The 24,279-nt window shown below is 65.3% G+C and carries 21 protein-coding genes and 4 tRNA genes; 21 read left to right on the forward strand and 4 right to left on the reverse strand.

Features of this window, described 5'->3' with window-relative positions:
• The first annotated feature begins 171 nt into the window (after positions 1-171).
• Both mptB and QUE25_RS10755 read left to right on the forward strand, forming a co-directional pair.
• Positions 172-1,665: a polyprenol phosphomannose-dependent alpha 1,6 mannosyltransferase MptB gene (gene mptB / locus QUE25_RS10750; protein WP_286264843.1), complete on the forward strand. Its 1,494-nt coding sequence runs from the start codon at positions 172-174 to the stop codon at positions 1,663-1,665.
• Between the two features lie 4 nt (positions 1,666-1,669).
• Entirely contained in the window at positions 1,670-2,620 is a 951-nt protein-coding gene (locus QUE25_RS10755; RefSeq protein WP_286264845.1) for an enoyl-CoA hydratase/isomerase family protein, read from the forward strand.
• 22 nt (positions 2,621-2,642) lie between these two features.
• Here the strand turns inward: QUE25_RS10755 and QUE25_RS10760 are convergent, their stop codons facing one another.
• Positions 2,643-3,548, reverse strand: coding sequence for an exodeoxyribonuclease III (locus QUE25_RS10760; protein WP_286264847.1), 906 nt, complete (start codon positions 3,546-3,548; stop codon positions 2,643-2,645).
• Positions 3,549-3,615: 67 nt separating this feature from the next.
• On the opposite strand from QUE25_RS10760, the gene QUE25_RS10765 reads away from it, so the two are divergent.
• From QUE25_RS10765 to QUE25_RS10775, 3 genes are all read left to right on the forward strand, one after another.
• The gene (locus tag QUE25_RS10765; RefSeq protein ID WP_286264848.1) at positions 3,616-4,062 is read left to right on the forward strand and encodes a hypothetical protein; all 447 of its coding nucleotides are present in this window, start codon (positions 3,616-3,618) and stop codon (positions 4,060-4,062) included.
• 61 nt (positions 4,063-4,123) lie between these two features.
• Entirely contained in the window at positions 4,124-4,315 is a 192-nt protein-coding gene (locus tag QUE25_RS10770) for an RNA-binding S4 domain-containing protein (RefSeq protein ID WP_286268548.1), read from the forward strand.
• 13 nt (positions 4,316-4,328) lie between these two features.
• Positions 4,329-6,293, forward strand: a complete 1,965-nt coding sequence (locus QUE25_RS10775; RefSeq protein WP_286264850.1) for an ABC1 kinase family protein — start codon at positions 4,329-4,331, stop codon at positions 6,291-6,293.
• A gap of 88 nt (positions 6,294-6,381) precedes the next feature.
• Here the strand turns inward: QUE25_RS10775 and QUE25_RS10780 are convergent, their stop codons facing one another.
• A complete protein-coding gene (locus QUE25_RS10780) occupies positions 6,382-6,873 on the reverse strand; it encodes a YajQ family cyclic di-GMP-binding protein (RefSeq protein WP_286264852.1) in 492 nt (163 codons plus the stop codon).
• 84 nt (positions 6,874-6,957) lie between these two features.
• Here QUE25_RS10780 and QUE25_RS10785 point away from each other — a divergent pair.
• Positions 6,958-7,042: transfer RNA gene (locus QUE25_RS10785), tRNA-Tyr, on the forward strand.
• Positions 7,043-7,200: 158 nt separating this feature from the next.
• On the opposite strand, the gene QUE25_RS10790 is transcribed toward QUE25_RS10785, so the two are convergent.
• Positions 7,201-8,121 (reverse strand): pseudouridine-5'-phosphate glycosidase, encoded by a 921-nt coding sequence (locus tag QUE25_RS10790; protein ID WP_286264854.1) that lies wholly within the window; start codon positions 8,119-8,121, stop codon positions 7,201-7,203.
• 136 nt (positions 8,122-8,257) lie between these two features.
• On the opposite strand from QUE25_RS10790, the gene QUE25_RS10795 reads away from it, so the two are divergent.
• From QUE25_RS10795 to QUE25_RS10820, 6 genes are all read left to right on the forward strand, one after another.
• A tRNA-Thr gene (locus QUE25_RS10795) sits at positions 8,258-8,330 on the forward strand.
• Between the two features lie 57 nt (positions 8,331-8,387).
• Positions 8,388-8,460: transfer RNA gene (locus tag QUE25_RS10800), tRNA-Met, on the forward strand.
• A gap of 124 nt (positions 8,461-8,584) precedes the next feature.
• Positions 8,585-8,755: a 50S ribosomal protein L33 gene (gene rpmG / locus QUE25_RS10805; RefSeq protein ID WP_286264856.1), complete on the forward strand. Its 171-nt coding sequence runs from the start codon at positions 8,585-8,587 to the stop codon at positions 8,753-8,755.
• An 83-nt stretch (positions 8,756-8,838) separates the two neighbouring features.
• On the forward strand, positions 8,839-9,270 hold the full coding sequence (locus QUE25_RS10810; protein ID WP_286264857.1) for an FAS1-like dehydratase domain-containing protein: 432 nt from the start codon (positions 8,839-8,841) through the stop codon (positions 9,268-9,270).
• Positions 9,267-9,689 (forward strand): MaoC/PaaZ C-terminal domain-containing protein, encoded by a 423-nt coding sequence (locus QUE25_RS10815; RefSeq protein ID WP_286264859.1) that lies wholly within the window; start codon positions 9,267-9,269, stop codon positions 9,687-9,689. Before QUE25_RS10810 ends, QUE25_RS10815 begins: the two co-directional genes overlap by 4 nt.
• A gap of 7 nt (positions 9,690-9,696) precedes the next feature.
• Positions 9,697-10,845, forward strand: coding sequence for a UDP-N-acetylmuramate dehydrogenase (locus tag QUE25_RS10820; RefSeq protein ID WP_286264861.1), 1,149 nt, complete (start codon positions 9,697-9,699; stop codon positions 10,843-10,845).
• Positions 10,846-10,863: 18 nt separating this feature from the next.
• On the opposite strand, the gene QUE25_RS10825 is transcribed toward QUE25_RS10820, so the two are convergent.
• Positions 10,864-12,063 (reverse strand): amino acid aminotransferase, encoded by a 1,200-nt coding sequence (locus QUE25_RS10825; protein WP_286264863.1) that lies wholly within the window; start codon positions 12,061-12,063, stop codon positions 10,864-10,866.
• 195 nt (positions 12,064-12,258) lie between these two features.
• On the opposite strand from QUE25_RS10825, the gene QUE25_RS10830 reads away from it, so the two are divergent.
• The 9 genes from QUE25_RS10830 to QUE25_RS10870 all read left to right on the forward strand — a co-directional run bounded on the left by QUE25_RS10830 (position 12,259) and on the right by QUE25_RS10870 (position 24,204).
• A tRNA-Trp gene (locus QUE25_RS10830) sits at positions 12,259-12,331 on the forward strand.
• 78 nt (positions 12,332-12,409) lie between these two features.
• Positions 12,410-12,901: a preprotein translocase subunit SecE gene (gene secE / locus QUE25_RS10835; protein ID WP_286264864.1), complete on the forward strand. Its 492-nt coding sequence runs from the start codon at positions 12,410-12,412 to the stop codon at positions 12,899-12,901.
• A 17-nt stretch (positions 12,902-12,918) separates the two neighbouring features.
• Positions 12,919-13,764 (forward strand): transcription termination/antitermination protein NusG, encoded by an 846-nt coding sequence (gene nusG, locus QUE25_RS10840; protein WP_286264867.1) that lies wholly within the window; start codon positions 12,919-12,921, stop codon positions 13,762-13,764.
• Positions 13,765-13,870: 106 nt separating this feature from the next.
• Positions 13,871-14,299: a 50S ribosomal protein L11 gene (gene rplK / locus QUE25_RS10845; RefSeq protein WP_286264869.1), complete on the forward strand. Its 429-nt coding sequence runs from the start codon at positions 13,871-13,873 to the stop codon at positions 14,297-14,299.
• Between the two features lie 117 nt (positions 14,300-14,416).
• Positions 14,417-15,130, forward strand: coding sequence for a 50S ribosomal protein L1 (gene rplA, locus QUE25_RS10850; protein ID WP_286264870.1), 714 nt, complete (start codon positions 14,417-14,419; stop codon positions 15,128-15,130).
• A gap of 329 nt (positions 15,131-15,459) precedes the next feature.
• The gene (gene rplJ, locus QUE25_RS10855; RefSeq protein WP_286264872.1) at positions 15,460-16,044 is read left to right on the forward strand and encodes a 50S ribosomal protein L10; all 585 of its coding nucleotides are present in this window, start codon (positions 15,460-15,462) and stop codon (positions 16,042-16,044) included.
• Between the two features lie 15 nt (positions 16,045-16,059).
• Positions 16,060-16,443 (forward strand): 50S ribosomal protein L7/L12, encoded by a 384-nt coding sequence (rplL, locus tag QUE25_RS10860; protein WP_286264874.1) that lies wholly within the window; start codon positions 16,060-16,062, stop codon positions 16,441-16,443.
• Positions 16,444-16,770: 327 nt separating this feature from the next.
• Positions 16,771-20,259 carry a DNA-directed RNA polymerase subunit beta gene (rpoB, locus tag QUE25_RS10865; RefSeq protein WP_286264876.1) on the forward strand — a complete coding sequence of 1,163 codons (3,489 nt, stop codon included), beginning with the start codon at positions 16,771-16,773 and terminating at the stop codon, positions 20,257-20,259.
• Positions 20,260-20,313: 54 nt separating this feature from the next.
• Positions 20,314-24,204 carry a DNA-directed RNA polymerase subunit beta' gene (locus QUE25_RS10870; RefSeq protein ID WP_286264878.1) on the forward strand — a complete coding sequence of 1,297 codons (3,891 nt, stop codon included), beginning with the start codon at positions 20,314-20,316 and terminating at the stop codon, positions 24,202-24,204.
• Positions 24,205-24,279 lie beyond the last annotated feature (75 nt).

Here is a 24,279-nt window from a genome sequence, read left to right on the forward strand (position 1 = left end):
GTTGTAGAAAAGTTGGCGGGCGGTCTCGGACGCGGGTAGTGCCTTCTGCCGGGCTGTTCACTCAGGGCGTAGGCTTATGCGCATGCCCGCAGACCCCCCTCAGTTGAGGCCTTGCGCCCAGTGATCGGCTGGTTCGCGTCCCACTGGGCAAAGGTTGTCGAAGCCTGGCGCGTGAAGAATGTGCGCCGGGGTTTCTACGGCACGCTGCTCATCACCCTCGGCGCCTTCTCGCCCGCCTACCTGCCGCGCAATTCGCCGTGGTGGCAGATGCTCACGGACGCTCAGATAAGCGGCTGGCCGGCCAAATTGGCGGGCACCTTGTTCACGATGGTCGGGCTGTTCCTTCTCCTGGACGCCTGGTTCCGGCTGCGACCCAAGGACGGGGCCAGCGAAGCCGACGTCTACGCCTACCATCACGTGCGGCATTGGGCGATCCTGCTGATCTGGGGTGCACCGTTTCTGCTGGCGCCGCCGATCTTCAGCCATGACGCCTACAGCTACGCGGCGCAGGGCTGGCTGGTGCACAACAACATCAACCCCTATGAGGCCGGCCCGGCCGTGCTGCCCGGCGCGTTCGCCGACCAGGTCTCCTGGGTCTGGCGAGACACCCCGGCCCCCTACGGGCCGCTCGCGCTGCAGTTGCAGCACCTGATCGTCGACCTGATGGGCTTTCGTCCCTACGCCTCCGCGGTCGCGATGCGGGCCCTGGCGGTGATCGGCGTCGGCCTGATCGGCTTGCTGATTCCGCGGATCGCGCGTATCCGGGGCGCGGACCCTGCCTTCGCGGCGTGGTTCGGGACGCTCAACCCGGTGCTGGTGATCGACTTCATCGGCGGCGCGCACAACGACTCGCTGATGATGGGCCTTGTGGTGGCGGGGTTGTGGGTGACCCTGCTGCCCGTCAAGGGCCGCTTCAACGGCTGGTGGCTGCTCGGTGCGGTGCTCGTCGGTATCGGTGCGGCGATCAAACAGCCGGCCATCATGGCTGCCTATGCGCTGCCGTTGATGGCGCGTCCATGGGCGGACTGGAGCCTGCGCGAGGTCGCCATCACTGCCGGACGCGTGCTGGCCAGCTTCGCCGTGGCGATCGGCTCGTTCAGCCTGGTCACGGTGGCCACCGGACTGGGATTCGGCTGGATCAATGCGGTCAGCGTGCCCGGCCGGGTGCTCACCATCGCCCCGTTCACCATCATCGGCCAAGCCATTCAGCTGGTGTTGAACCTGTTCGGGCTCGACCCGAGCGGATGGGCGGCGATTACGGTTTCCCGTGCCGCCGGCGTGGTGATCGCCGCAGTGGTGATTGCAGCGATGGCGGTGACGATCGCGCGGACTCGTCCGCTGCTTTTCTTGGCCCTGGGTTATCTGACCGCCGCCCTCGCCCTGCCCGCGGTGCGCAGCTGGTACGTGTTGTGGGGCGGATTGCTGCTGCCGCTGTCCGATCCGCCGCGGCGGGTGGTGAATGTGGCGGTCTGGGCCACGGTCGTGCTGCTGTGCTACAACGGCATCAACATGGCGTGGCGCAATGATGCTATGGCTCTCGGGTTCGCGGCCGCCGCCGGTATCTGGTGGCTCGCGCGGACCCATCGTGATACCTCGCCCGGCAGGGGCGACCGGCGCCGGAAGGTTCCCGGGGGCGCCGCCCATATCGAGTTGCAGGAGGACTGAATCAATGACCAACGAGATCCTCAGTGAAGTCGGCGACGGTATCGCCACGTTGACACTGAATCGTCCACAACGCATCAACGCGGTGAATCGTGCCATGGTCGACCAGATGTCGGACATCCTGCATGCCTGGGCCGATGACGACCGGGTGCAGCAGGTGAGGCTGGCCGGTGCCGGGGAGCGCGGTTTTTGCGCGGGGGCCGATGTGCGCGCGCTGCGTGACAGCATCGTGGCCGGCCATCCCGATCAGGCGCTGGACTTCTTGTACGCCGAGTATGAGATGGAGCGCTACATCGCCTACTATCCCAAGCCGGTGACCTCATATCTGTCGGGTATCGCGATGGGTGCGGGGTTGGGCATCGGATTGCACAACACGACCAGCATCGGGCAGCCGGGCACCCGGTGGGCGATGCCGGAGACCGCGATCGGGCTGTGGCCCGACGTCGGGGTCTGCTACGAGCTGTCGCGTGCCCCGGGGCGCATCGGGGAGTACCTGGCGATGAGCGGGCAGACGATCGACGGACTGTCGGCCCACTGGGCGGGGCTGCTGGTCGAATGCCGTGGAGGTGACGACCCGGCATCGTCGGCGCTGGCAGCCGCGTCTGGCTGGATCGATGAGTGCTTCGCCGGTGAGGACGCCGGCGAAATCGTCGCTGCGCTGGAGTTGCATCCGGACAAGGATGCGCGAGGCGCTGCCGAAACGATCCGGGCGCGCAGCCCGTTGTCGGTCTGTGTCGCGCTGCAAGCTGTCCGCAATGCCCGCGCGATGGCCGAGATCGGCGATGTCTTCGACCAGGACGGGAAGCTGGCCACCACATTCATGGCCGATCCGGCCGACTTCGTGGAGGGCGTTCGGGCCAAGATGGTCGACAAGGACGGCGACCCGCGCTGGCGGCACGCTCGCATCGAGGACGTCGACCCCGCCGAGGTGGTCACGCGCTTCATGACGGAGATCTGACCCGCCGCCGGTTCGTCCGAGCTCAGATCGCGTAGTCGATCACCACGGGCGCGTGGTCGCTGATCCGCGCTTCATAGCAGGTCTCCTTGTCGACCTGACCCGCGGTGGCCAGCCTCGCCAATCGGGGGGTGGCCAACTGATAGTCGATCCGCCATCCGGTGTCGGCGTCGAACGCCTTGCCACGCCAACTCCACCACGAGTACGGGCCGTCGGCGTCCGGATGCAGCTGCCGCATCACATCCACCAGGGTGCGCGGCGACACGATCGAACCGAACCATTCACGTTCTTCCGGCAAGAACCCGGCCGAGGTCTGGTTGCCGCGCCAGTTGCGCAGGTCCCGCCGGGTATGGGCGATGTTGAAATCGCCCAGCACCACGTACTCCCGGCCGCGTCCGGCCGCCGCCAGCCGCGCCCGGCGCAACTGCCGCGCGAAACCGGCGAGGAAAGCCATCTTGCGTTGATAGCGGACCTGGGCAGCCGCGCTGCCCGACCGATCGCGCGGGGCAACGGGGGAGTCGCCCTTCGGCACGTAGACACTGGCGATCGTCACCGGCGCCCCGGCCAGATCGACCTCCAGGTAGCGTCCCTCGGCGACGAACGCACGCAACTCGCGGGCCAGCACGCAGTCGTCTTCAACGTCGGCCAGCACCGGCACCGTGCCGGGCGCCCAGGATAAGACCTGGGTTCCCCAGGACCGCACCGCAGCGACCGGCTCCCGGGTGAGCACGGCGACGCCGTTGCGTCCGGCCAGAGTGCCCGGATCATAGGTCACGTGATAGCCGCCGAAGACCTCCAGCGGCAGCTGATCGGCCGGGCAGCGCACCTCCTGCAGCCCGATGACATCGGCCATCCGCTCGTCACGCCAGGTTTCGAACCCTCGTCGCTGAGCAGCCCGGATCCCGTTGACGTTGTGTGTGGCGATGCGCATGGCGCCACCATAGACGACCCGCGCCGAGCCTCCGACCGGGCAAAGCGACGGCGGCTAGGCTCGCCGTGTGAGCAAGCGGCGAGCAACGGCGAAGCACAGCATCGGGCCCGGTTTCCGCAGCCGTCCTGCCTGGATCGCGGTGATCGGCTGGTGGAGCGCGGTCGTCCTGGCGATCGTGGCGACTGTGCTGCTGAACAGCTGGCTGGCCGACGAAACCCGCATCGGCGCCCAGCGCGCCGGCATCTGGCTGGCCGGTTTCGCCGCGCTGGCCGCGATCACCGGCTGGGTCGGCAGCATCGGTTCGGTACTCAAGGACGATGGACGCGTCCGCGCCGGCGCCAGCTGTCTGCTCGCCATACCGATCGTCAGCCTGGTGATGGGAATCATCGCGGTCTCATCGACCGTCGAACGGCCTACTGATCCGCTGCCGGTGTTGTGGGTGATCATCTCGGGCCTGTTGCTGCTGGTGGGAACGCTGCTGATCGTGTTGCCAGAGCATCTGGGTACTTCTTGAATCGCCGATCCCGACCGGCAAGGATCAGCCTATGAGCATCGAAACGGTGGACGTCGGCAGCATGATCCGGCTCGGGCAGTTCCTCAAGTACGCGGGCATCGCCGAATCGGGGGCGCATGCCCGCGAAATGATCGAGGCCGGCGATGTGGAAGTCGACGGTGAGATCGAGACCCATCGCGGCCGCCAGTTGCACGGGGGCGAGGTGGTGACGGTGATCACCGAGGCCTTCGAGACCACCGTGCGCGTCGGCTGAGCCGGGGGCGGGAATGACTTTCTGGGAGGTCCTCGGACAGGGCGCGGTCGCGCTCTACAGCCTCATCACGCTGGCGCTGGTCACCTTGCTGGTGGCGCGCACCAGCAAACGGGTGCTCGGCATTCAGGTGTCGGCGATACGGGCGATGCTGGTGGTGATCGGCATTTTCGCGATGCTGGGCCCGGTGCTCGTCTACTTCGGCGAGCACACCGATCTGGAGGGCACCTCGGCGTCCAATATGGTCGCCGTGACCGTGCTGATGGTCGGCCTGGCACTTGGCGTGTTCGCGCTGGGGCTGCTGGCGCTGATGGTGCTCGAGGTCATCATCCCCACCGGGTCGACCCCGCCGCTGCGGGTGATGCTGACCGGCTGGCGCGCTCGCCTGCGCCGCACCGGACGTTACGTGCAGATCATGGTCATCCTCTTCCGGCGGGGCCTGACCGCCCCTCTGCGCGGGGTGCTCAACGTCGGGCCGAGCACGGCCGAGTCGGTGCGGCTGGCTATGGAGGACGCCGGAGTCACCTTCGTCAAGCTCGGGCAACTGTTGTCGACCCGCAGCGACCTGCTGCCCCCCGAGTACATCGCCGAACTGTCCAAGCTCACCAGCCAGGCCGAACCCCAGCCCTACGAACGGGTCCGCGCGACCCTCGAGAAGGAACTGGGCGACAAGCTGGCCAGACTGGACGTCGATCCCGCCCCGCTTGCCTCCGCATCACTGGCCCAGGTGCATGCCGCAACTCTGGACGGCAAGTATCAGGTGGTCGCCAAGGTGCAGCGCGCAGGCGCCCCCGAGCAGGTCGAGATCGATCTGCAGATACTCGGACGCCTGGCCCGCAGGTTGGTCCGCAACGCCGAATGGGCCCGCAGGCTCGGCGTCGACGACATCGTGGGCGGTTTTGCCGACTCGGTGCGCGATGAGCTCGATTTCACCATCGAGGTCAGCAATATGGATGCGCTGCGTCCCGAACTGGTGGCCGGTGGGGTGCGGGTGCCGGCGGTCTACCACGAGCTGTGCGACGAGCGAGTGATCATCATGGAACGTTTCGACGGCGTTCCCGTCTCGCGGGCGAGCGAACTGATCGCGTCCATTCCGCAGCCGGTCCGTGAGAAATCCGCGACGGTGCTGCTCAAAGCCGTGCTGGGGCAGATCCTCGGCAAGGGCATCTTTCATGCCGATCTGCATGCCGGCAATGTGCTGATCTGGCCCGACGGCGCCGTCGGCCTGCTCGACTACGGCTCGGTGGGACGCCTGGACGCCACGGCTCGCCGCAGCCTGGGTCTGCTGCTGTGGTCGGTGGACGCCGATGATGCCGCGCTGGCCACCGACGCCGTGCTGGAACTGCTCGATCACGACGGGCAGATCGATGAGCGCGATCTGCAGCGCCAGCTCGGAAGCATCATCACGCAGGTGCGGGCGGGTGCGACCGGCACCACGATGGCCTTCTTCTCCCAGCTGCTGCGGCTGGTGCTGGACAAAGGCATGAGCGTGCCGGGCAATATTGCGTTGGCGCTCCGCTCGCTGGGTGCGCTGGAGGGCACCTTGAAGCAGATCAATCCGTCGCTGGATCTGATCGACACCGCCCGCGACCAGGCCCGCGCCGTGGTCGGCGATGTCACCCCCGCCGGCGCCAAGCAGCAGATCGCGAACCAGGCGATCCGGCTGGTGCCGCTGATCAGCCACCTGCCGCGCCGGGTCAACCGCATCACCGAAGACCTTGCCACCGGACGCTTCACCACCCACACCCGGATCGTCTCGCATCCCGACGACCGGGCCTTCCTGACGGGCCTGGCGAACCAGGTGGTGGTCGCGATCCTCGCCGGTTTCGCCGTGATCGGGGCGATCCTGTTGGTGACGGCATCGGGCGGGCCCGAGATCTACGGTTTCCGCATCTCCGACCTACTCGGCTTCCTGCTGGGCTTCAGCGGATTCATTCTCGCGTTGCGATCGGTGGCGATGGTCTTCGGCCGCCGCACGTAACCCGCCGCACGTAACCCTCCGCACGTAAGCCCCCGCGCCCAGCCCGCCGCGCGCAATCCACTGCCCATCTGACCGGCCGGTGAGGAACTCAGCGGTAGTTGACGAACTGCACCGCGAACTCGTAGTCGGCGTCCTTGACCATCTTCTGCACCTGCTGCAGTGCATCGCGTGACTTCGAGCTGACCCGCAGCTCGTCGCCCTGAATCTGCGCCTTCACGCCCTTCGGACCCTCATCGCGGATCAGCTTGGAGATCTTCTTCGCATTCTCCTGCGAGATGCCGTTCTGCATGTCGGCGGTCATATGCCACAGCTTGCCGGACAGCTTGGGCTCGCTGGCCTGCACCGACTTCAGGTCGACCCCACGGCGCACCAGCTTCGATTGGAAGACATCCCAGACGGCCTTCACCCGCTCCTCGCCGCTGGCCTGCATCGCGATCTGGTCGCCCGACCAGCTGATGGACGCGTCGGTGCCCTTGAAGTCGAAACGCTGCCGTACCTCCCGGGCAGCCTGATTGAGCGCGTTGTCGACCTCCTGGCGGTCGACCTTGCTGACGATATCGAAGGAACTGTCTGCAGCCATGCGTCCATCTTGCCATCGCCGGCCGACCGGTTATGACATCCCCGCGAGGGTCTGCTATCGTCTTTCTTCGCTGGTTCGCAATACGGCAGCTTGCCCGAGCGGCCAAAGGGAGCGGTCTGTAAAACCGTCGGCTTCGCCTACGATGGTTCGAATCCATCAGCTGCCACCAGTGAAGAAAAGAGCCCCGATCCATGTCGATCGGGGCTCTTGTTCTTTGTTCGGGGTTCTTTTATTCGGGTTCTCTTGTTCGGGCAGTTCTGTTGGTGCGGCGGCCGCTGAAGTCGAGAAGTCTTCTCGTCCTGGTTGGGATCTGTTGCCCTGGCCTAATCAGTCGGTGTAGTGCGGGGTGATCGCCAGTTCCTTGGCGATCTGCGCACCGAGCGCGACATTGCGGCGATAGAGCTCAGTGTTGAGCTTGCGGGCCTGGCCGTGCGTGGCTTCCTCGAAACTGGCCAGCAGCACCTGAGTGTCCTCGGCGCCGCCTTCAGGCAGGTGAGAGGCGATCTCGATGGCCTCGCTGACGCGCGCCTGATAGTCGCTCACCTCGAGGTCGGGCGGGGTCGGATTGGCGATCACCAGTGACTGGCTCAGATTCAGCTCATCGCGGGCCCGGGCGATGTCGGCGATCTCCGAGGCGCTTTCCACCCGATGGTCGACCTCGTAGCCGGTCTCGGCCAGGTACATGCTGGGGAATTGCAGGGTGCGGTAGCCCAGCACCGGAATGCCCATGGTCTCGAGCCGTTCCAAGGTGGCTGCGACGTCCAGCATCGGACGCACACCCGAGGTGACCAGCACCAACGGATGAGTCGACAATGCCATCAAGTCACTGGATTCCTGGATCAGGCTGCCGCGCCGGCTGGCGCGATGAACCCCGCCCAGCCCGGTGGTGGCGCAGACCTTGATGCCGGCGCGGTGGGCCAGGTGGATCACGGCGCCCAGGTTCGTGCCGCCGGTCAGTTTGCGGGTCTCGACGATGGGCAGGTCGCTGATCGCGACCCGGACCGGATCGGGTTCGTTGGCGATGCGCTCGAGTTCGCTTTCGGTCAGGCCGATCACGGCGTCTCCGTCGATGGCGGCGATCGCGGCCGGGACGACATCGGCGGCCAGGATCTGCTCCTGCACGGCCTTGGCGGTCTCCAGATTGAGGGGCCGCGGCATCGAATGGGTCACGTTGGCGGTCTCCAGCGCCAGCACCGGATAGCCGTGGTCGAGTGCGTCGCGAACCAGGGGGCTGTAGCGTATGGTCACGGTATCCTCCAGAGTTGTGGGCGGAGTAAAAAACCTCACCTGTCGAAGTCGATTCTTGCGCAGTCAGCAAGCTGAAGACGGCTCAACTCCCGATTTGATAGTTGATCCAAAGCACGATAAGTTATCTCCTCGGCTGGCCCCGATAGCTCAGATGGTAGAGCGCGTCCTTGGTAAGGACGAGGTCTGCGGTTCAATTCCGCATCGGGGCTCCGTTGATCCCGGAGGCTCCGCTACCGCGGTGGGGCTAGAATCCGGGTGAAGCGCAAGGCGGGATAGCTCAGGCGGTAGAGCAAGCGGCTCATAATCGCTGTGTCGCGGGTTCGAGTCCCGCTCCCGCTACCGGTGACTGAGATGAGTGGAGATCGAGCGCAACTCGAATCCCCCCGAGTCGATGGAATCGGCTGCGCGATGCGTAGCATCGTGAACACAAGTCACACGAGCACCAAGCTGAAGAGGGACCATCATGGCGAAGAAGGCGCAGGACGTTCGTCCGAAGATCACTTTGGCGTGCACGGAATGCAAGGACCGCAACTACATCACCAAGAAGAACCGTCGCAATACCCCGGATCGTCTTGAGCTGATGAAGTTCTGCAAGCGCGAGGGCAAGCACACCTTGCACCGCGAGACCCGCTGAGTCTCGCTGCCATCCCAAAGCGAACGGCCGTCTGCATTGCGCAGGCGGCCGTTAAACGTCTGCGCTTCGGATACCTTAGGTGGGTGCCCATTTCTGCAGACCATGTCGGACGCGTCTACCCGGCGACCAAGCCGTACCGGGTGAGCCGCGCCAAGATTGCTGAGTTCGCCACCGCGCTGGGGGACACCAACCCGGCCTACTTCGACGACGAGTCTCCGATCGCCCCGCCCACCTTCGCGGCGGTAATCGCTGCGCAGGCCTGGGGTGCGATGTTCGATGATCCCGATCTCGGGCTGGCGTTGCGCCGTACGATCCACGCCGACCAGCGTTTCGACATCGTCCGGCCGCTGCGCGAAGGCGACGATGTGGTGGCCACGCTGACCATCGAGAAGGTTCGCTCCCGCGGCAATGTCGACATGGTCACCATCGGAGTCGCCCTGTCGACCGTCGGGGGAGAACCCCTGGGCACCGCGACGAGCCAGCTGATTCATACCCGCGAGGAGGCCGTGGCATGACCGCCGTCGAATTGTCCCAGGTTGCTGCCGGCGATCGGCTGCCCGATCTGGAGCTGCACCTGACCAGGCCGGATGTGGTGCGCTACTCCGGTGCGTCGACAGATTTCAATCCGATTCACTACTCCGACCGGATCGCCAAGGCGATCGGGTTGCCCGGAGTGGTCGTTCATGGCATGTGGACGATGGGTGCCGCGCTGCGCATCGTCACCGACTGGGTGGGCGATCCGGCCCTGGTCGCCAGCTACTTCGTCCGGTTCGTCAACCCGGTGCCGGTGCCCGACGACGATGAGGGCACCACGGTGCAGGTGCAGGCCCACGTCACCGGCGTGAGCGACGGAGTGGCGACGATCGCCATTGAGGCAACTCATGGCACCGACAAGGTGCTGGGGGCGGCCAAGGCGACCGTGCGCCTCGACTGAGGAACTCATGTCTGACTATTCCAACGTGCCCGACGACTTCGATCCGATGCAGGTGGATTCCTGCTCGCTGGAACGTCTGTCCGGTGCGCTGCCCACCCGCGCGACCACTGATTCGGTCGTGCTGGCCGACCATACGACGTTTCATATCGGGGGGTCGGCACGCCGGCTGGTGCGTGCCCGCACCCCCGACGAGGTCGTCGACGCGGTCCGCGAGGCCGATGCCGCGGGGGAGCCCCTGCTGGTGCTGTCGGGTGGATCGAATGTGCTGATCGCCGACCGGGGCTTCGACGGCACGGTCGTGCTGGTCGACACCCACGGCGTGGACGCCGATGTGAGTGCCTGCGGGGGAGCCTTCGTGCGCATCCAGGCGGGCGAGATCTGGGACGATGTCGTCGCCTACACCATCGAGCAGGAGTGGGCCGGCATCGAGGCGTTGAGCGGCATCCCCGGGCTGGTGGGGGCCGCCCCGATCCAGAACATCGGCGCCTACGGGCAAGACGTCTCCCAGACCATCGCCCGCGTACGCACCTGGGATCGCCAGGCGGGAGAGTTCCGCACCTTCGTCGCCGACAAGTGCGGCTTCGGCTACCGCGACTCCCTGTTCAAGCGCTCGCGGGTCGCCGGCCAGGCGACCGGACGATATGTCGTGCTGGAGGTCTGGTTCCATCTCGGGCTGGCCAGCCGCTCCGAGCCGGTGCGCTATGGACAGTTGGCTGCGGCGCTCGGGGTCGAGATCGGCGATCGCGCGCCGACCGCCCGCGTACGGGAGGCCGTCTTGGCGTTGCGCGCGAGCAAGGGCATGGTGGTCGATCCGGCCGACCACGACACCTGGTCGGCGGGCAGTTTCTTCATGAACCCGATCCTGGAGCCGGAGGCGGCCGTGCAGCTGCCCGCCGATGCGCCCCGGTTCCTGCAACCCGACGGCAGGGTGAAAAGCTCGGCCGCGTGGCTGATCGACCACGCCGGCTTCGTCAAGGGCTTCCCCTCGCAGGGGCCGGCACGGTTGTCGAGCAAGCATGTGCTGGCGTTGACCAACCACGACGGCGCCCGCGCAGCCGACATCGCCGAGCTGGCACGTACCGTGCGGGCCGGTGTTGCCGAGCGGTTCGGTGTGTGGCTGGAGCCCGAACCGGTCCTGGTCGGCCTCGAGATCTGAGCCGGCCCGGCCGGTGGCCTAGCCGCGAACCACCGAGGCTATCGACGACGCCACGTAGCCGACGTTGTTCTCGTTGAGCGCCGCCACGCAGATGCGCCCGGCGTCGGTTCCGTAGACGCCGAATTCCTCACGCAGCCGCAGCATCTGGTCGCGGGTCAACCCCGAGTAGCTGAACATGCCGACCTGCTCAGCCACATAGCCCATCTCGGGCACCCCGGCTTGGGCGAGTTGGGAGGCCAGCGAGGTCCGCATCGACTTGATGCGCTCCCGCATCCCGGTCAGCTCGCTCGTCCAGATCTCGCGCAGCGTCGGATCGGCCAGCACCGTGGCGACCAGCTGGGCGCCATGAGTCGGCGGGTTCGAGAAGTTCGTCCGCACCACGATCTTCAACTGTGAGCGGACGCGGGCAGCCTCGTCGGCGTCGCGGCACAGCACCGACACGGCGCCGACCCGTTCGCCGTAGAGACCGAAGTTCTTGCTGAACGAGCTGGCGCAGAACAGATTGCCGAGCCGGGACGCGAAGGTGCGCACCACCCAGGCGTCATCGGCAAGCCCGACGCTGAAGCCCTGGTAGGCCAGGTCGAGGAACGGAACCAGATTCCGCGCCTCGACGACGTCCAGCACCTGGGCCCACTGCTCGCGGTTGAGGTCATAGCCGGTCGGGTTGTGGCAGCAGGCGTGCAGCACCACGATCGTGCCCGGCTGGGCGGCGGTCAGATCGGCCAGCATCCCGTCGAAATCGATGCCCCGGCGGGCCGGGTCGTAATAGCGGTACGACGACACCGAGAACCCGGCCCGGGTGAACAACGCCCGGTGATTCTCCCACGACGGATCGCTGATCAACACAGTGGCCGCGGCGTCGACCTGGCGCAGGAAGTCGGCGCCGAGCTTGAGACCGCCGGTGCCGCCCAGCGCCTGGACGGTCACGACCCGTCCCTGGCTGATCAGTGGGGAATCGGCCCCGAAGACCAACTCGCGCACGTCGGCGGTGTAGCTGGCCAGACCGTCGATCGGCAGATAACCGCGCGGCTTGGGGTCTTCGGCGAGCCGCTGCTCGGCGATCTCCACGCAACGCATCAGGGGGAGCCTGCCGGAGGCATCCTGGTAGACACCAACGCCCAGATTGACCTTCGCCGGACGCTTATCGGCCAGGTACTTCTCAGTCACGCCCAGGATGGGGTCCGGGGGAGCTTGCTCGACGGTGCTGAACAGCGACATCTGTATACCCTTCGAATGCGGATTGCCGTCCCCAAGGCTACCGCTGGAATGTGGCGGACGGCCGGAGCCTCCGGTTGCGTGGCAGGCCGGGTTCGCATTGCGCGCGGCCAGCTAGTACACTCGGGTACTTGTCGGCATCATTCAGTGCTGGAGTGCGCCTGTGAGGCGGGCGACCGGACACCTGGGTGCAGTCGAAGGGCAATAGCTCAATTGGCAGAGCAGCGGTCTCCAAAACCGCAGGTTGGGGGTTCGAGTCCCTCTTGCCCTGCGAACCGGGCGTGGGTCGAGGCGGGATTCCTTGCCCACGCCAGTTTCATGACAGCAGGATTTCGGTGGAGGACGAGTAGTGGCGGATAGCAGCAAGTCCCGTGGCGACGGCAAACCGGCTCGTGCCGCTTCGTCGTCCCCGGAGTCTGAGGCCGAAGAACTGGTCGTCGAGGAAACCGGCGAGGTGGACGACGAACTGACCGAAGCCGTCGACGATGACCTCGCCGATGCCGACGACTCGTCCGAACCGGGCGAGGGCGAAGAGGCCTTGGCTGACGAGGCACCGGTGTCCGCGCCCAAGCCCGCCAAACGCCATCAGACCGTCGCACCGGTCAAGAAAGCCAAACCAACCCCCAAGCAGTCGGAAGCCAAGAAGACCGATCACAAGCGCACCACGCTCGTCCAGTTCATCAAGCAGGCGATCGGTGAGCTGAAGAAAGTCGTCTGGCCCACTGCCGCCACGACCCGGCAGTATTTCGTCGTCGTGCTGGTCTTCGTCTTGTTCATCATGGCGTTCGTGGCTGGTCTGGACGCCCTGTTCGGCTGGCTCTTGCTGCTGTGGCTAGCGTGATCGACGAAGGAGGAATGATGAGCCAAGACGCCAATGACGATCTGAGTCGCGACGAGGTTGAGATCGACCTGGGGGCCGGTCTCGCGGACGAGTCACAGCCGTCGGACGATATTGAGATCAACCTCGACTTCGATGATTTCTCCGAGCCCGAGACTTCGGACGAGGACCTCGGCATCGACCTGTCGCTCGGTGACGACCAGGACAGCGCCGAAGCCGCTGAGGCCGAGGCCGCCGATGAGGAGCCCGACGAAGCACTGGAGAAGGCCCTCGAGGATCTGCGCGCCGAACTGCGCGCCAAGCCCGGCGACTGGTATGTCGTGCATACCTATTCCGGCATGGAGAACCGCGTCAAGCAGAACATCGACGCCCGGGTGATCTCGCTCAACCTCGAGGACTACATCTACGAGACCCTGGTGCCCACCGAGGATGCCGTCGAGATTCGCAACGGCCAGAAGAAGAATGTCACCCGCACCTTCATGCCTGGCTATGTGCTCGTCCGCATGGAGCTCACGGACGAATCGTGGGCCGCGGTGCGCCACACGGCATCGGTGACCGGCTTCGTCGGCCATGCCAGCCAGCCGGTTCCCCTCGATCTGGTCGAGGTGGAGCGGATGCTCACCCCGGCCGTGCAGGCGAAGGTGGCAGCAGCCAGCCAGACGCCGTCCAAGAAGCGCAAGAAGATCGAGGTCGTCGACTACCAGGTGGGCGACTCGGTGCAGATCATCGACGGTGCCTTCGCGGGCGTCCATGCCTCGATCACCGAGATCAACCCCCACAACCAGCGCGTGAAGGCCATGGTCGAGATTCTGGGTCGCGAGACGCCAGTAGACTTGACCTTCGCCCAGATCCAGAAGGACCTCTGACCCGAAGGATCATGCCGTCTTCGGACGGTGCAACCGCATACTCCGGACAGGCCGTCTACCCGACCGGGGATGCGTCAGTAAGAACAAGATTGGAAAAGGACCCAGAATGCCTCCCAAGAAGAAGGTAGCGGCGATCGTCAAGATCGCCATCAATGCGGGTGCCGCTACTCCGGCTCCGCCCGTAGGTACCGCCCTCGGTCCCCATGGTGTCAACATCATGGAGTTCGTCAAGGCTTACAACGCCAAGACCGAAGCCCAGCGCGGCACCGTCGTCCCTGCTGAGATCACCATCTACGAGGACCGGACCTTCACGTTCATCGTGAAGACCCCGCCGGCCGCAGAGCTGATCAAGAAGGCCGCTGGCCTGCAGAAGGGCTCGGGCAAGCCGAACAAGGAGAAGGTCGGCAAGATCACCAAGGATCAGGTGCGCGAGATCGCCAACACCAAGCTGCCCGATCTGAACGCCAACGACGTTGACGCCGCGATGAAGATCGTCGAGGGCACCGCCCGTTCGATGGGTGTCGTCGTCGAGTGACGCTCCCATGCCCTGCGTGAGCGTGGGCATCCGACATGACCAACCACCTGGCAGGACGTGCAATCCGGACCAGGACCTGGTGAATCAGCCTGCGAGGCTGACAGAAAGGAACCAGACATGAAGCACAGCAAGCGCTATCGCACTTCGGCAGAGCTGCGTGACGGCGATCAGCTCTACACGCCCGAAGAGGCCATCAAGATCATCAAGCAGTTCCCGGCCGGAGGCTTCGACGAGTCGGTCGAGGTATCGATGCGGCTGGGTGTCGATCCCCGCAAGGCCGACCAGATGGTCCGCGGCACGGTGAATCTGCCCAACGGCACTGGCAAGACGGCACGGGTCCTCGTCTTCGCCCAAGGCCCCAAGGCTGCAGAGGCACTGGCGGCAGGAGCTGACGAGGTCGGCTCCGACGAACTCATCGAGAAGGTGGCCGGCGGCTACCTCGACTTCGATGCCGTCGTGGCCACCCCCGACCTGATGGGTAAGGTAGGACGCCTCGGCCGCGTGCTCGGCCCGCGCGGCCTGATGCCGAACCCGAAGACCGGCACTGTGACCATGGACGTCACCAAGGCCGTGTCCGACATCAAGGGCGGCAAGATCGAGTTCCGTGTCGATCGTCACGCGAACCTGCAGTTCATCGTGGGCAAGGTCAGCTTCACCGAGCAGGCCCTGGTCGAGAACTACCGGGCGGCCATGGACGAGATCGCTCGCCTGAAGCCGAACACCTCCAAGGGACGCTACGTCCGCAAGATCACCCTGTCGACCACGATGGGCCCCGGCGTGCCCGTCGATGTGGCCGCCTCGAAGCCGGTCACCGCGGAGGCAGCCTCCTGATCGGCTGATCCGATCAATCAACCGACCCCCGTCAGGCCCCAGGCTTGGCGGGGGTCGTCGCATCCGGGTCGCCGGCCCCGGCCGGGAGCGCGATTTGGTTCGCAGCGGCCGGGCAACTAGCATGGGTCGAGCCGCAGACCGCCGGTAGTTGCACTTCAAAGTCCGCAAGGACGCCTGCGCAGGTTGATCCAGCCTCGAGCTGCCCATTCATGGGTGAGCGCGTGTGCCCCGGAAGACGCCTGCGTCCCGGGGCTTTTTTGATGCCCGAGCAGCAGGCGAGCGCAACCTCAGTGGTCGACGGCACCAACAAGAAGTGGGAAGGAGACCCAATGGCGAGGCCTGACAAGGCAGCCGCGGTCGCGCAGCTGAAGGAAGAATTCTCCAGCAGCTCTGCCGTCGTGTTGACCGAGTATCGCGGACTCACCGTCAAGAACCTGAAGGACCTTCGCAGGTCCTTGGGGGAGGACGCCAGCTACGCCGTTGCGAAGAACACTCTGGCCCTGATTGCCGCCCGCGAGGCTGGCGTCGAAGGACTCGACGCCCAGCTCACCGGTCCGACCGCACTCGCCTTCGTCAAGGGCGATGTGGCCACGGCAGCCAAGACTCTGCGTGACTTCGCAAAGGCCAATCCGCTTCTGGTCATCAAGAGCGGCGTTCTCGAGGGCAAGATCCTCGACGCCGACCAGGTCAAGAAGCTGGCCGACCTTGAGTCGCGTGAGGTTCTGCTTGCCAAGCTGGCTGGCGCGATGAAGGCTTCGTTGAGCACGGCGGTGGGTACCTTCGCCGCTCCGCTCACCCAGGCTGCACAGCTTTTCGGCGCTCTGGAATCCAAGCAGTCCGACCAGAAGCCCGACACCTCGGCAGAAGCCGAGACCACCACCGACGCGGCAGCTGCGGCTGCTGACACCCAGTAAGAAAGGACGCCAACCATGGCGAAGCTGAGCACCGAGGATCTCCTCGATCAGTTCAAGGAAATGACCCTCATCGAGTTGTCCGAGTTCGTGAAGGCGTTCGAGGAAGCTTTCGACGTCAAGGCCGCCGCTCCGGTTGCCGTTGCCGCCGCCCCGGCTGCTGCCGAAGAGGCTGAGGCTCCCGAGGAGAAGACCGAGTTCGATGTGGTCCTCGAGGCCGCCGGCGACAAGAAGATCGGCGTCATCAAGGCCGTTCGTTCGCTGACCAGCCTGGGCCTCAAGGAGGCCAAGGATCTCGTCGAGTCGGCTCCGAAGGTCGTCGTCGAGAACGCCAAGAAGGAAGATGCCGAGAAGGCCAAGGCGGCCTTGGAGGCCGAGGGCGCTACCGTCACCCTCAAGTGAGGCAAGCCACCCGAACGGTCTGCTGACCGTTTGAACGCGGATGGGGTCGGACGCTTCGGTGTCCGGCCCCATCCGCATCTGCGTCCGGTCAGCGCGGGAACCGCGGCACACCGCGTCCGTGCTTGACTGAAGGCGGTCCGATGATGCACTCTTGCGGTGGACGTTGACGAGGAGGCGGCGGCAGATCAAAGTTGATCCGCCGGATTTGCATCCGGTATATAGCGTGAGCTATAGTTTTTTGTTGCACATATCGTTTGGTGACCCATGGATTTGACATGGGTCGTTCAGCATGCATAGAACCACCGTGAGTTCTGGAAGGACCACATCTTGGCCACCTCGCGCAATGCGTCGAAGAACACCAACGTCATCTCCACCAGCGGCCGCATATCGTTCGCCAAGATCGCTGAGCCGTTGCAGGTACCGAATCTGCTCGACCTGCAGATCGATTCGTTCAACTGGCTGATCGGCAGTGAGGCCTGGCAGCAGAAGACGGAGCAGGCTCTCGCAGAGGGCCGTACTGACGTGAACACCAGGTCCGGCCTGGAGGAGATCTTCGACGAGATCAGCCCCATTGAGGACTTCAATCAGACGATGTCGCTGAGCTTCCGCGACCATCGCTTCGAGGAGCCCAAGCACAGCATCGAAGAATGCAAGGATCGCGACACCACGTACGCGGCCCCGCTGTTCGTGACCGCCGAGTTCATGAACAACGAGACCGGCGAGATCAAGAGCCAGACCGTCTTCATCGGTGATTTCCCGCTGATGACCGACAAGGGCACCTTCATCGTCAGCGGCACCGAGCGCGTCGTGGTCAGCCAGCTGGTCCGTTCGCCGGGCGTCTACTTCGAGCAGACCCCCGACAAGACCTCCGACAAGGACATCTTCACCTGCAAGGTGATTCCTTCGCGTGGCGCGTGGCTGGAGTTCGAGATCGACAAGCGCGACCAGGTCGGCGTGCGCCTCGACCGCAAGCGCAAGCAGAACGTCACCGTGCTGCTCAAGGCGCTGGGCTGGAGCGAGGACCGCATCCTCGAGCAGTTCGGTCAGTACGAGTCGATCCGGATGACCCTGGAGAAGGACCACGTCACCACCCAGGACGAGGCGCTGCTCGATATCTACCGCAAGCTGCGTCCGGGCGAACCGCCGGCCCGCGAGGCCGCCGAGCAGCTGCTGACGAACTACTACTTCAATCCGAAGCGCTACGACCTCGCCAAGGTCGGCCGCTACAAGATCAACCAGAAGCTGGGACTGAACCTGCCGTTCGACATGCAGGTGCTGACCATCGACGACATCGTCGCAGCGATCGACTACATCTGCGCCCTGCACGAAGGCAAGGCCGAGATCGAGCGCGAGGGCGGCGAGACCGTCATCGTCGAGGCGGACGACATCGACCACTTCGGCAATCGTCGTCTGCGCACCGTCGGTGAGTTGATCCAGAACCAGCTGCGCACCGGCCTGGGACGCATGGAACGGGTCGTCCGCGACCGGATGACCACGCAGGACATCGAGGCGATCACGCCGTCGACCCTGATCAACATCCGTCCGGTGACCGCTGCCCTGAAGGAGTTCTTCGGCACCTCGCAGTTGAGCCAGTTCATGGACCAGAACAATCCGCTGGCCGAGCTGACTCATAAGCGCCGCCTGTCGGCTCTGGGCCCCGGTGGTCTGAGCCGTGACCGGGCCGGTATGGAAGTCCGCGACGTGCACCCCTCGCACTACGGACGCATGTGTCCCATTGAGACCCCTGAAGGCCCGAACATCGGCCTGATCGGTTCGTTGGCCTCCTTCGCCCGGGTGAATGCATTCGGCTTCATCGAAACCCCGTACCGCAAGGTCATCGACGGTCGGGTCACCGACCAGATCGACTACCTGACCGCCGGGGAGGAAGACCGCTACAACATCGCGCAGGCCAACGCGGAGCTGAACTCCACCGGCCACTTCACCGAGGACCGCGTCCTGGTGCGCGTTCGCCACGGTGATGCCGATACCGTGCCGGCCAGCGAGGTCGGCTACATCGACGTGTCCCCGCGCCAGATGGTGTCGGTCGCGACCGCGCTGATCCCGTTCCTCGAGCACGACGACGCATCGCGTGCCCTGATGGGCGCCAACATGCAGCGCCAGGCCGTCCCGCTGATCCGCAGCGAGGCTCCCTACGTCGGCACGGGCATGGAGTACCGCGCCGCTGTCGACGTCGGCGATGTCACGCTGGCTCAGCGTCCCGGTGTGGTCACCAGCGTCTCGGCCGATCTCATCGATGTGGCCAACGACGACGGCACCTACCAGACCTTCCGGCTGGAGAAGTTCCGTCGCTCGAACGCGGGTACCTGCGTCAATCAGCGTCCGATGGTCTCGCCCGGCGACCGTGTCGACGTCGGCACGCCGCTGGCCGACGGCCCCTGCACCGACAACGCCGAACTGGCCCTGGGTCGCAACCTGCTCGTCGCGTTCATGCCCTGGGAGGGCCTGAACTACGAGGACGCGATCATCCTCAACCAGCGCATCGTGAGCGAAGACATCCTCACCTCGATCCACATCGAGGAGCACGAGGTCGACGCCCGCGACACCAAGCTGGGTCCCGAAGAGATCACCCGCGACATCCCGAACGTGTCCGACGACATGCTCGCCAACCTCGACGAGCGCGGCATCATCCGCATCGGCGCCGAGGTCGGCACCGGCGACATCTTGGTCGGCAAGGTCACCCCGAAGGGCGAGACCGAGCTCACTCCCGAGGAGCGCCTGCTGCGCGCCATCTTCGGCGAGAAGGCCCGCGAGGTCCGCGACACCTCGATGAAGGTGCCGCACGGTGAGAACGGCACGGTCATCGGCGTTCGCGTGTTCGACCGCGAAGAGGACGACGAACTGCCCCCCGGCGTCAACCAGATGGTGCGGGTCTACGTCGCTCAGAAGCGCAAGGTGCAAGAAGGCGACAAGCTCGCCGGCCGCCACGGCAACAAGGGTGTCATCTCCAAGATCCTGCCCGCCGAGGACATGCCGTTCCTGCCGGACGGCACCCCGGTCGACATCATCTTGAACCCGCTGGGTGTGCCCTCGCGTATGAACGTGGGCCAGGTGCTCGAAACGCACCTCGGCTGGATCGCCCACTCCGGCTGGGACATCAATGATGTCGACAGCGACTGGGCGGAGCGGCTGCGCGAGGTCGGTCTGGGCACCGTCGAGCCGAACTCGCGGCTGGCGACCCCGGTATTCGACGGTGCCGACGAGGACGAGATCGGTGGTCTGCTGGCGAACGGCCTGCCCAACCGTGACGGTGAGCGCATGGTCAACGCCGACGGCAAGGCGACGTTGTTCGACGGGCGCTCCGGTGAGCCATTCCCGGAGAAGGTCGGCGTGGGCTACATGTACATGCTGAAGCTGCACCACCTGGTCGACGACAAGATCCACGCGCGCTCCACCGGCCCGTACTCGATGATCACCCAGCAGCCGCTGGGTGGTAAGGCGCAGTTCGGCGGCCAGCGCTTCGGTGAGATGGAAGTGTGGGCCTTGGAGGCGTACGGCGCCGCCTGGGCCCTGCAGGAAATGCTCACCATCAAGTCCGATGACGTGCCTGGTCGCGTCAAGGTCTACGAGGCGATCGTCAAGGGCGAGAACATTCCCGAGCCCGGCATCCCCGAATCGTTCAAGGTGCTCGTCAAGGAAATGAAGTCCTTGTGCCTGAACGTCGAGGTGCTCAGCAGCGATGGCGCAGTCGTCGAGTTGCGTGACAGCGAGGACGACTACCGCTCGCAAGACGATCTGGGTATCGACCTGTCGAGGCGTCCGGGTGCTGACTCGTTCGCCATCGCCGACGAAGTCTGATCCGCCAACCCTCATTCGATTAGACCAACGACCCATAAATCGGGAGACATACAAGTGCTGGATGCCAATACCTATGACCAGCTGCGCATCGGGCTGGCGACCGCGGATGAGATTCGTGAGTGGAGCTTCGGCGAGGTCAAGAAGCCGGAGACCATCAACTACCGCACGCTGAAGCCGGAGCGGGACGGTCTGTTCTGCGAGAAGATCTTCGGCCCGACCCGTGACTGGGAATGCTACTGCGGCAAGTACAAGCGCGTTCGTTTCAAGGGCATCGTGTGTGAGCGCTGTGGCGTCGAAGTGACCCGCAGCAATGTGCGCCGCGACCGCATGGGCCACATCGAGCTGGCTGCCCCGGTGACCCACATCTGGTACTTCAAGGGCGTGCCGAGCCGGCTGGGCTACCTGCTGGACATCGCGCCGAAGGACCTCGAGAAGGTCATCTATTTCGCCGCGTACATGATCACCAGGGTGGACGACGACGCCCGTCACCGCGACCTGCCGAGCCTGGAGGCCAAGGTCGCCGACGAGCGCGCCCACCTCGAGAAGCGCCGCGACGCCGACATCGAGGCCCGCAGCGTGAAGCTCGAGGAGGATCTCGCAGCGCTGGAGTCCGAAGGTGCCGAGCGCGATACCCGCAAGAAGGTGCGCGACTCCGCCGAGCGCGAGATGAAGCACCTGCGTGACCGTGCCCAGCGTGACCTCGACCGCCTGGACGCCGTGTGGACCCGCTTCAAGACCCTCAAGGTGCAAGACCTCGAGGGCGACGAGGTGCTCTACCGCGAGATGAAGACCCGCTTCGGCCGCTACTTCGAGGGCTACATGGGTGCCGAGGCGATCCAGAAGCGTCTGGAGAGCTTCGACCTGGCCGCAGAAGCCGACTCGCTGCGCGAGATCATCCGCAGCGGCAAGGGCCAGCGCAAGACCCGCGCGCTCAAGCGTCTCAAGGTCGTGCGCGCCTTCCTCGACACCGGCAACTCGCCGCTCGGCATGGTGCTGAACGCAGTCCCGGTCATCCCGCCCGACCTGCGCCCGATGGTGCAGCTGGACGGCGGCCGCTTCGCGACCTCCGACCTCAACGATCTGTACCGCCGCGTGATCAACCGCAACAACCGTCTCAAGCGGCTGCTCGATCTGGGTGCTCCCGAGATCATCGTGAACAACGAGAAGCGCATGCTGCAGGAGGCCGTGGACTCCCTGTTCGACAACGGTCGCCGTGGGCGTCCGGTCACCGGCCCGGGCAACCGTCCGCTGAAGTCGATCAGCGACATGCTGAAGGGCAAGCAGGGCCGCTTCCGCCAGAACCTGCTGGGCAAGCGCGTCGACTACTCCGGCCGTTCGGTCATCGTGGTCGGCCCGCAGCTGAAGCTGCACCAGTGCGGCCTGCCGAAGCAGATGGCTCTCGAACTGTTCAAGCCGTTCGTGATGAAGCGGCTCGCCGAGCAGAACTACGCGCAGAACATCAAGAGTGCCAAGCGCATGGTGGAGCGGCAGCGTCCGCAGGTCTGGGACGTGCTCGAAGAGGTCATTCGTGAGCATCCGGTGCTGCTGAACCGCGCACCGACGCTGCACCGTCTGGGTATCCAGGCGTTCGAGCCGCAGCTCATCGAGGGCAAGGCGATCCAGCTGCACCCGCTGGTCTGTGCGGCGTTCAACGCCGACTTCGACGGCGACCAGATGGCAGTCCATCTGCCGCTGAGCACCGAGGCGCAGGCCGAGGCCCGCATCCTGATGCTGTCGAGCAACAACATCCTCAAGCCTGCCGACGGCCGCCCGGTCGCCCTGCCGAGCCACGAGATGATCATCGGCATGTACTACCTAACGCAGAACCTCGACGGTCTGCGCGGGGAGGGCCGGGTCTTCAGCTCGGTCGAAGAGGCCATCATGGCCTACGACCTGCACGAGATCGACATCCGCTCCAAGATCAAGGTCCGGATGCGCGACATCACCCCGCCGGCCCGGCTGGCCGACAAGGTGCGTCCCGATGGCACGCTGCTCATGGACACCACCTTGGGCAAGATCATCTTCAACGAGGCCATGCCCGACAGCTACCCGTTCGTCGAAAGCCACGTCGGCAAGAAGCAACTCGGCGCGATCGTCAATCAGCTGGCCGAGCAGTACCCGAAGACCGTGGTCACCGAGGTGCTCGATGCGCTGAAGGATATGGGCTTCAAGTGGGGTACCCGCTCGGGTGTCACGGTGTCCATCGGCGACGTGCAGACCCCGCCCGACAAGCCGGAGATCATGGCCGGCTACGACACCAAGGCCGCCAAGATCGACAAGCTCTACGAGCGTGGCGCGGTGACCGAGGACGAGCGGCGCGAGGAACTCATCCGGATCTGGACCGACGCGACGGCCGAACTGACCAGCGCGATGGAAGCCAACTTCTCGGCGACCAACCCGATCTACATGATGGTGAACTCGGGTGCTCGAGGAAACATGACCCAGATGCGCCAGATCGCCGCCATGCGAGGCCTGGTGGCCAACCCGAAGGGCGAGATCATCGCCCGCCCGATCAAGTCGAACTTCCGCGAAGGCCTGACCGTGCTGGAGTACTTCATCTCCACCCACGGCGGCCGCAAGGGGCAGGCCGACACCGCACTGCGTACCGCCGACTCGGGTTACCTGACCCGTCGCCTGGTCGACGTCTCGCAGGACGTCATCATCCGCGAGGAGGACTGCGGTACCGAACGTGGTCTCACCAAGGTGATCGCAGCCGCGGACGAGACCGGGGTGCTGCGTCAGGTGAAGGCGCTGGATACCACCGTGGTCGGCCGTAACCTGGCCACCGACGCGGTGACCGATTCGGGCGAGGTCGTTGTCGCGGCCGGCACCGATGTGACCGAAGATCACATCAAGGTCCTGGTTGCCGCCGGAGTGACCACCATCAAGGTGCGTTCGGTGCTCACCTGTGAGGCCGCCAGCGGTGCCTGCGCGATGTGCTACGGACGTTCGCTGGCCGGCGGCAAGCTGGTCGATGTTGGCGAGGCCGTCGGTATTCAGGCCGCTCAGTCCATCGGCGAGCCCGGCACCCAGCTGACGATGCGTACCTTCCACACCGGTGGTGTGGCGGGCGACGACATCACCTTGGGTCTGCCGCGTGTGGTCGAGCTTTTCGAAGCCCGCACTCCGAAGGGCAAGGCGCCGATCGCCGAGGCCGATGGTCGCATCAAGATCGAGGACGGCGACCGCGGCCGCAAGCTGCTCATCGTCCGCGACGACGGCCAGTCCGATGTCGAGTACGTCGTTCCGCGTCGTGCCCGGCTCGAGTTCGATGACCATGAGGGTGTGCACCGCGTGATCGCCGACGGTGATCACGTCAACGTTGGCGATCAGCTGACCGCTGGCACGATCGACCCGCAGGACGTCCTGCGGGTTCAGGGTGTGCGCAAGGTGCAGGAGCATCTGGTGGCCGAGGTGCAGAAGGTCTACGCGACCCAGGGCGCCCCGATTCACGACAAGCACATCGAGATCATCATCCGGCAGATGCTGCGCCGCGTGACGGTTATCGACTCGGGCGACACCGAGATGATGCCCGGCGAACTGATCGATCGTCAGTCCTACGAGCAGGCCAACCGCAAGGCGCTCACCGAGGGTGGACGTCCGGCAGAGGGCCGGCCCGTGCTGATGGGCATCACCAAGGCGTCGCTGGCAACCGACTCCTGGCTGTCGGCGGCCTCCTTCCAGGAGACCACCAAGGTGCTCACCGACGCTGCGATCAACGGCAAGTCCGATCACCTGCTCGGTCTGAAGGAGAACGTGATCCTCGGCAAGCTGATCCCGGCAGGCACCGGGCTGGAGCGCTACCGCAACATCCGGGTCGAGCCGACCGCCGAGGCACGGGCCAACGCCTACACGCTCAGCTACGACGCGTTCGACTACGACTTCGGGTCGGGCAGTGGCGCGGCGGTTCCGCTGGACGATATGGACTACCGCGACCTGCGGTGATCCTGCCGATCTGACCAGAAGGGGTATCCGGGCTGTGCTCCGGGTGCCCCTTCTCGTCGTCCGGGTGTGGCAGGG

Origin of the sequence: Brooklawnia propionicigenes (assembly GCF_030297015.1) — a bacterium.
Taxonomy (GTDB): Bacteria; Actinomycetota; Actinomycetes; order Propionibacteriales; family Propionibacteriaceae; genus Brooklawnia; species Brooklawnia propionicigenes.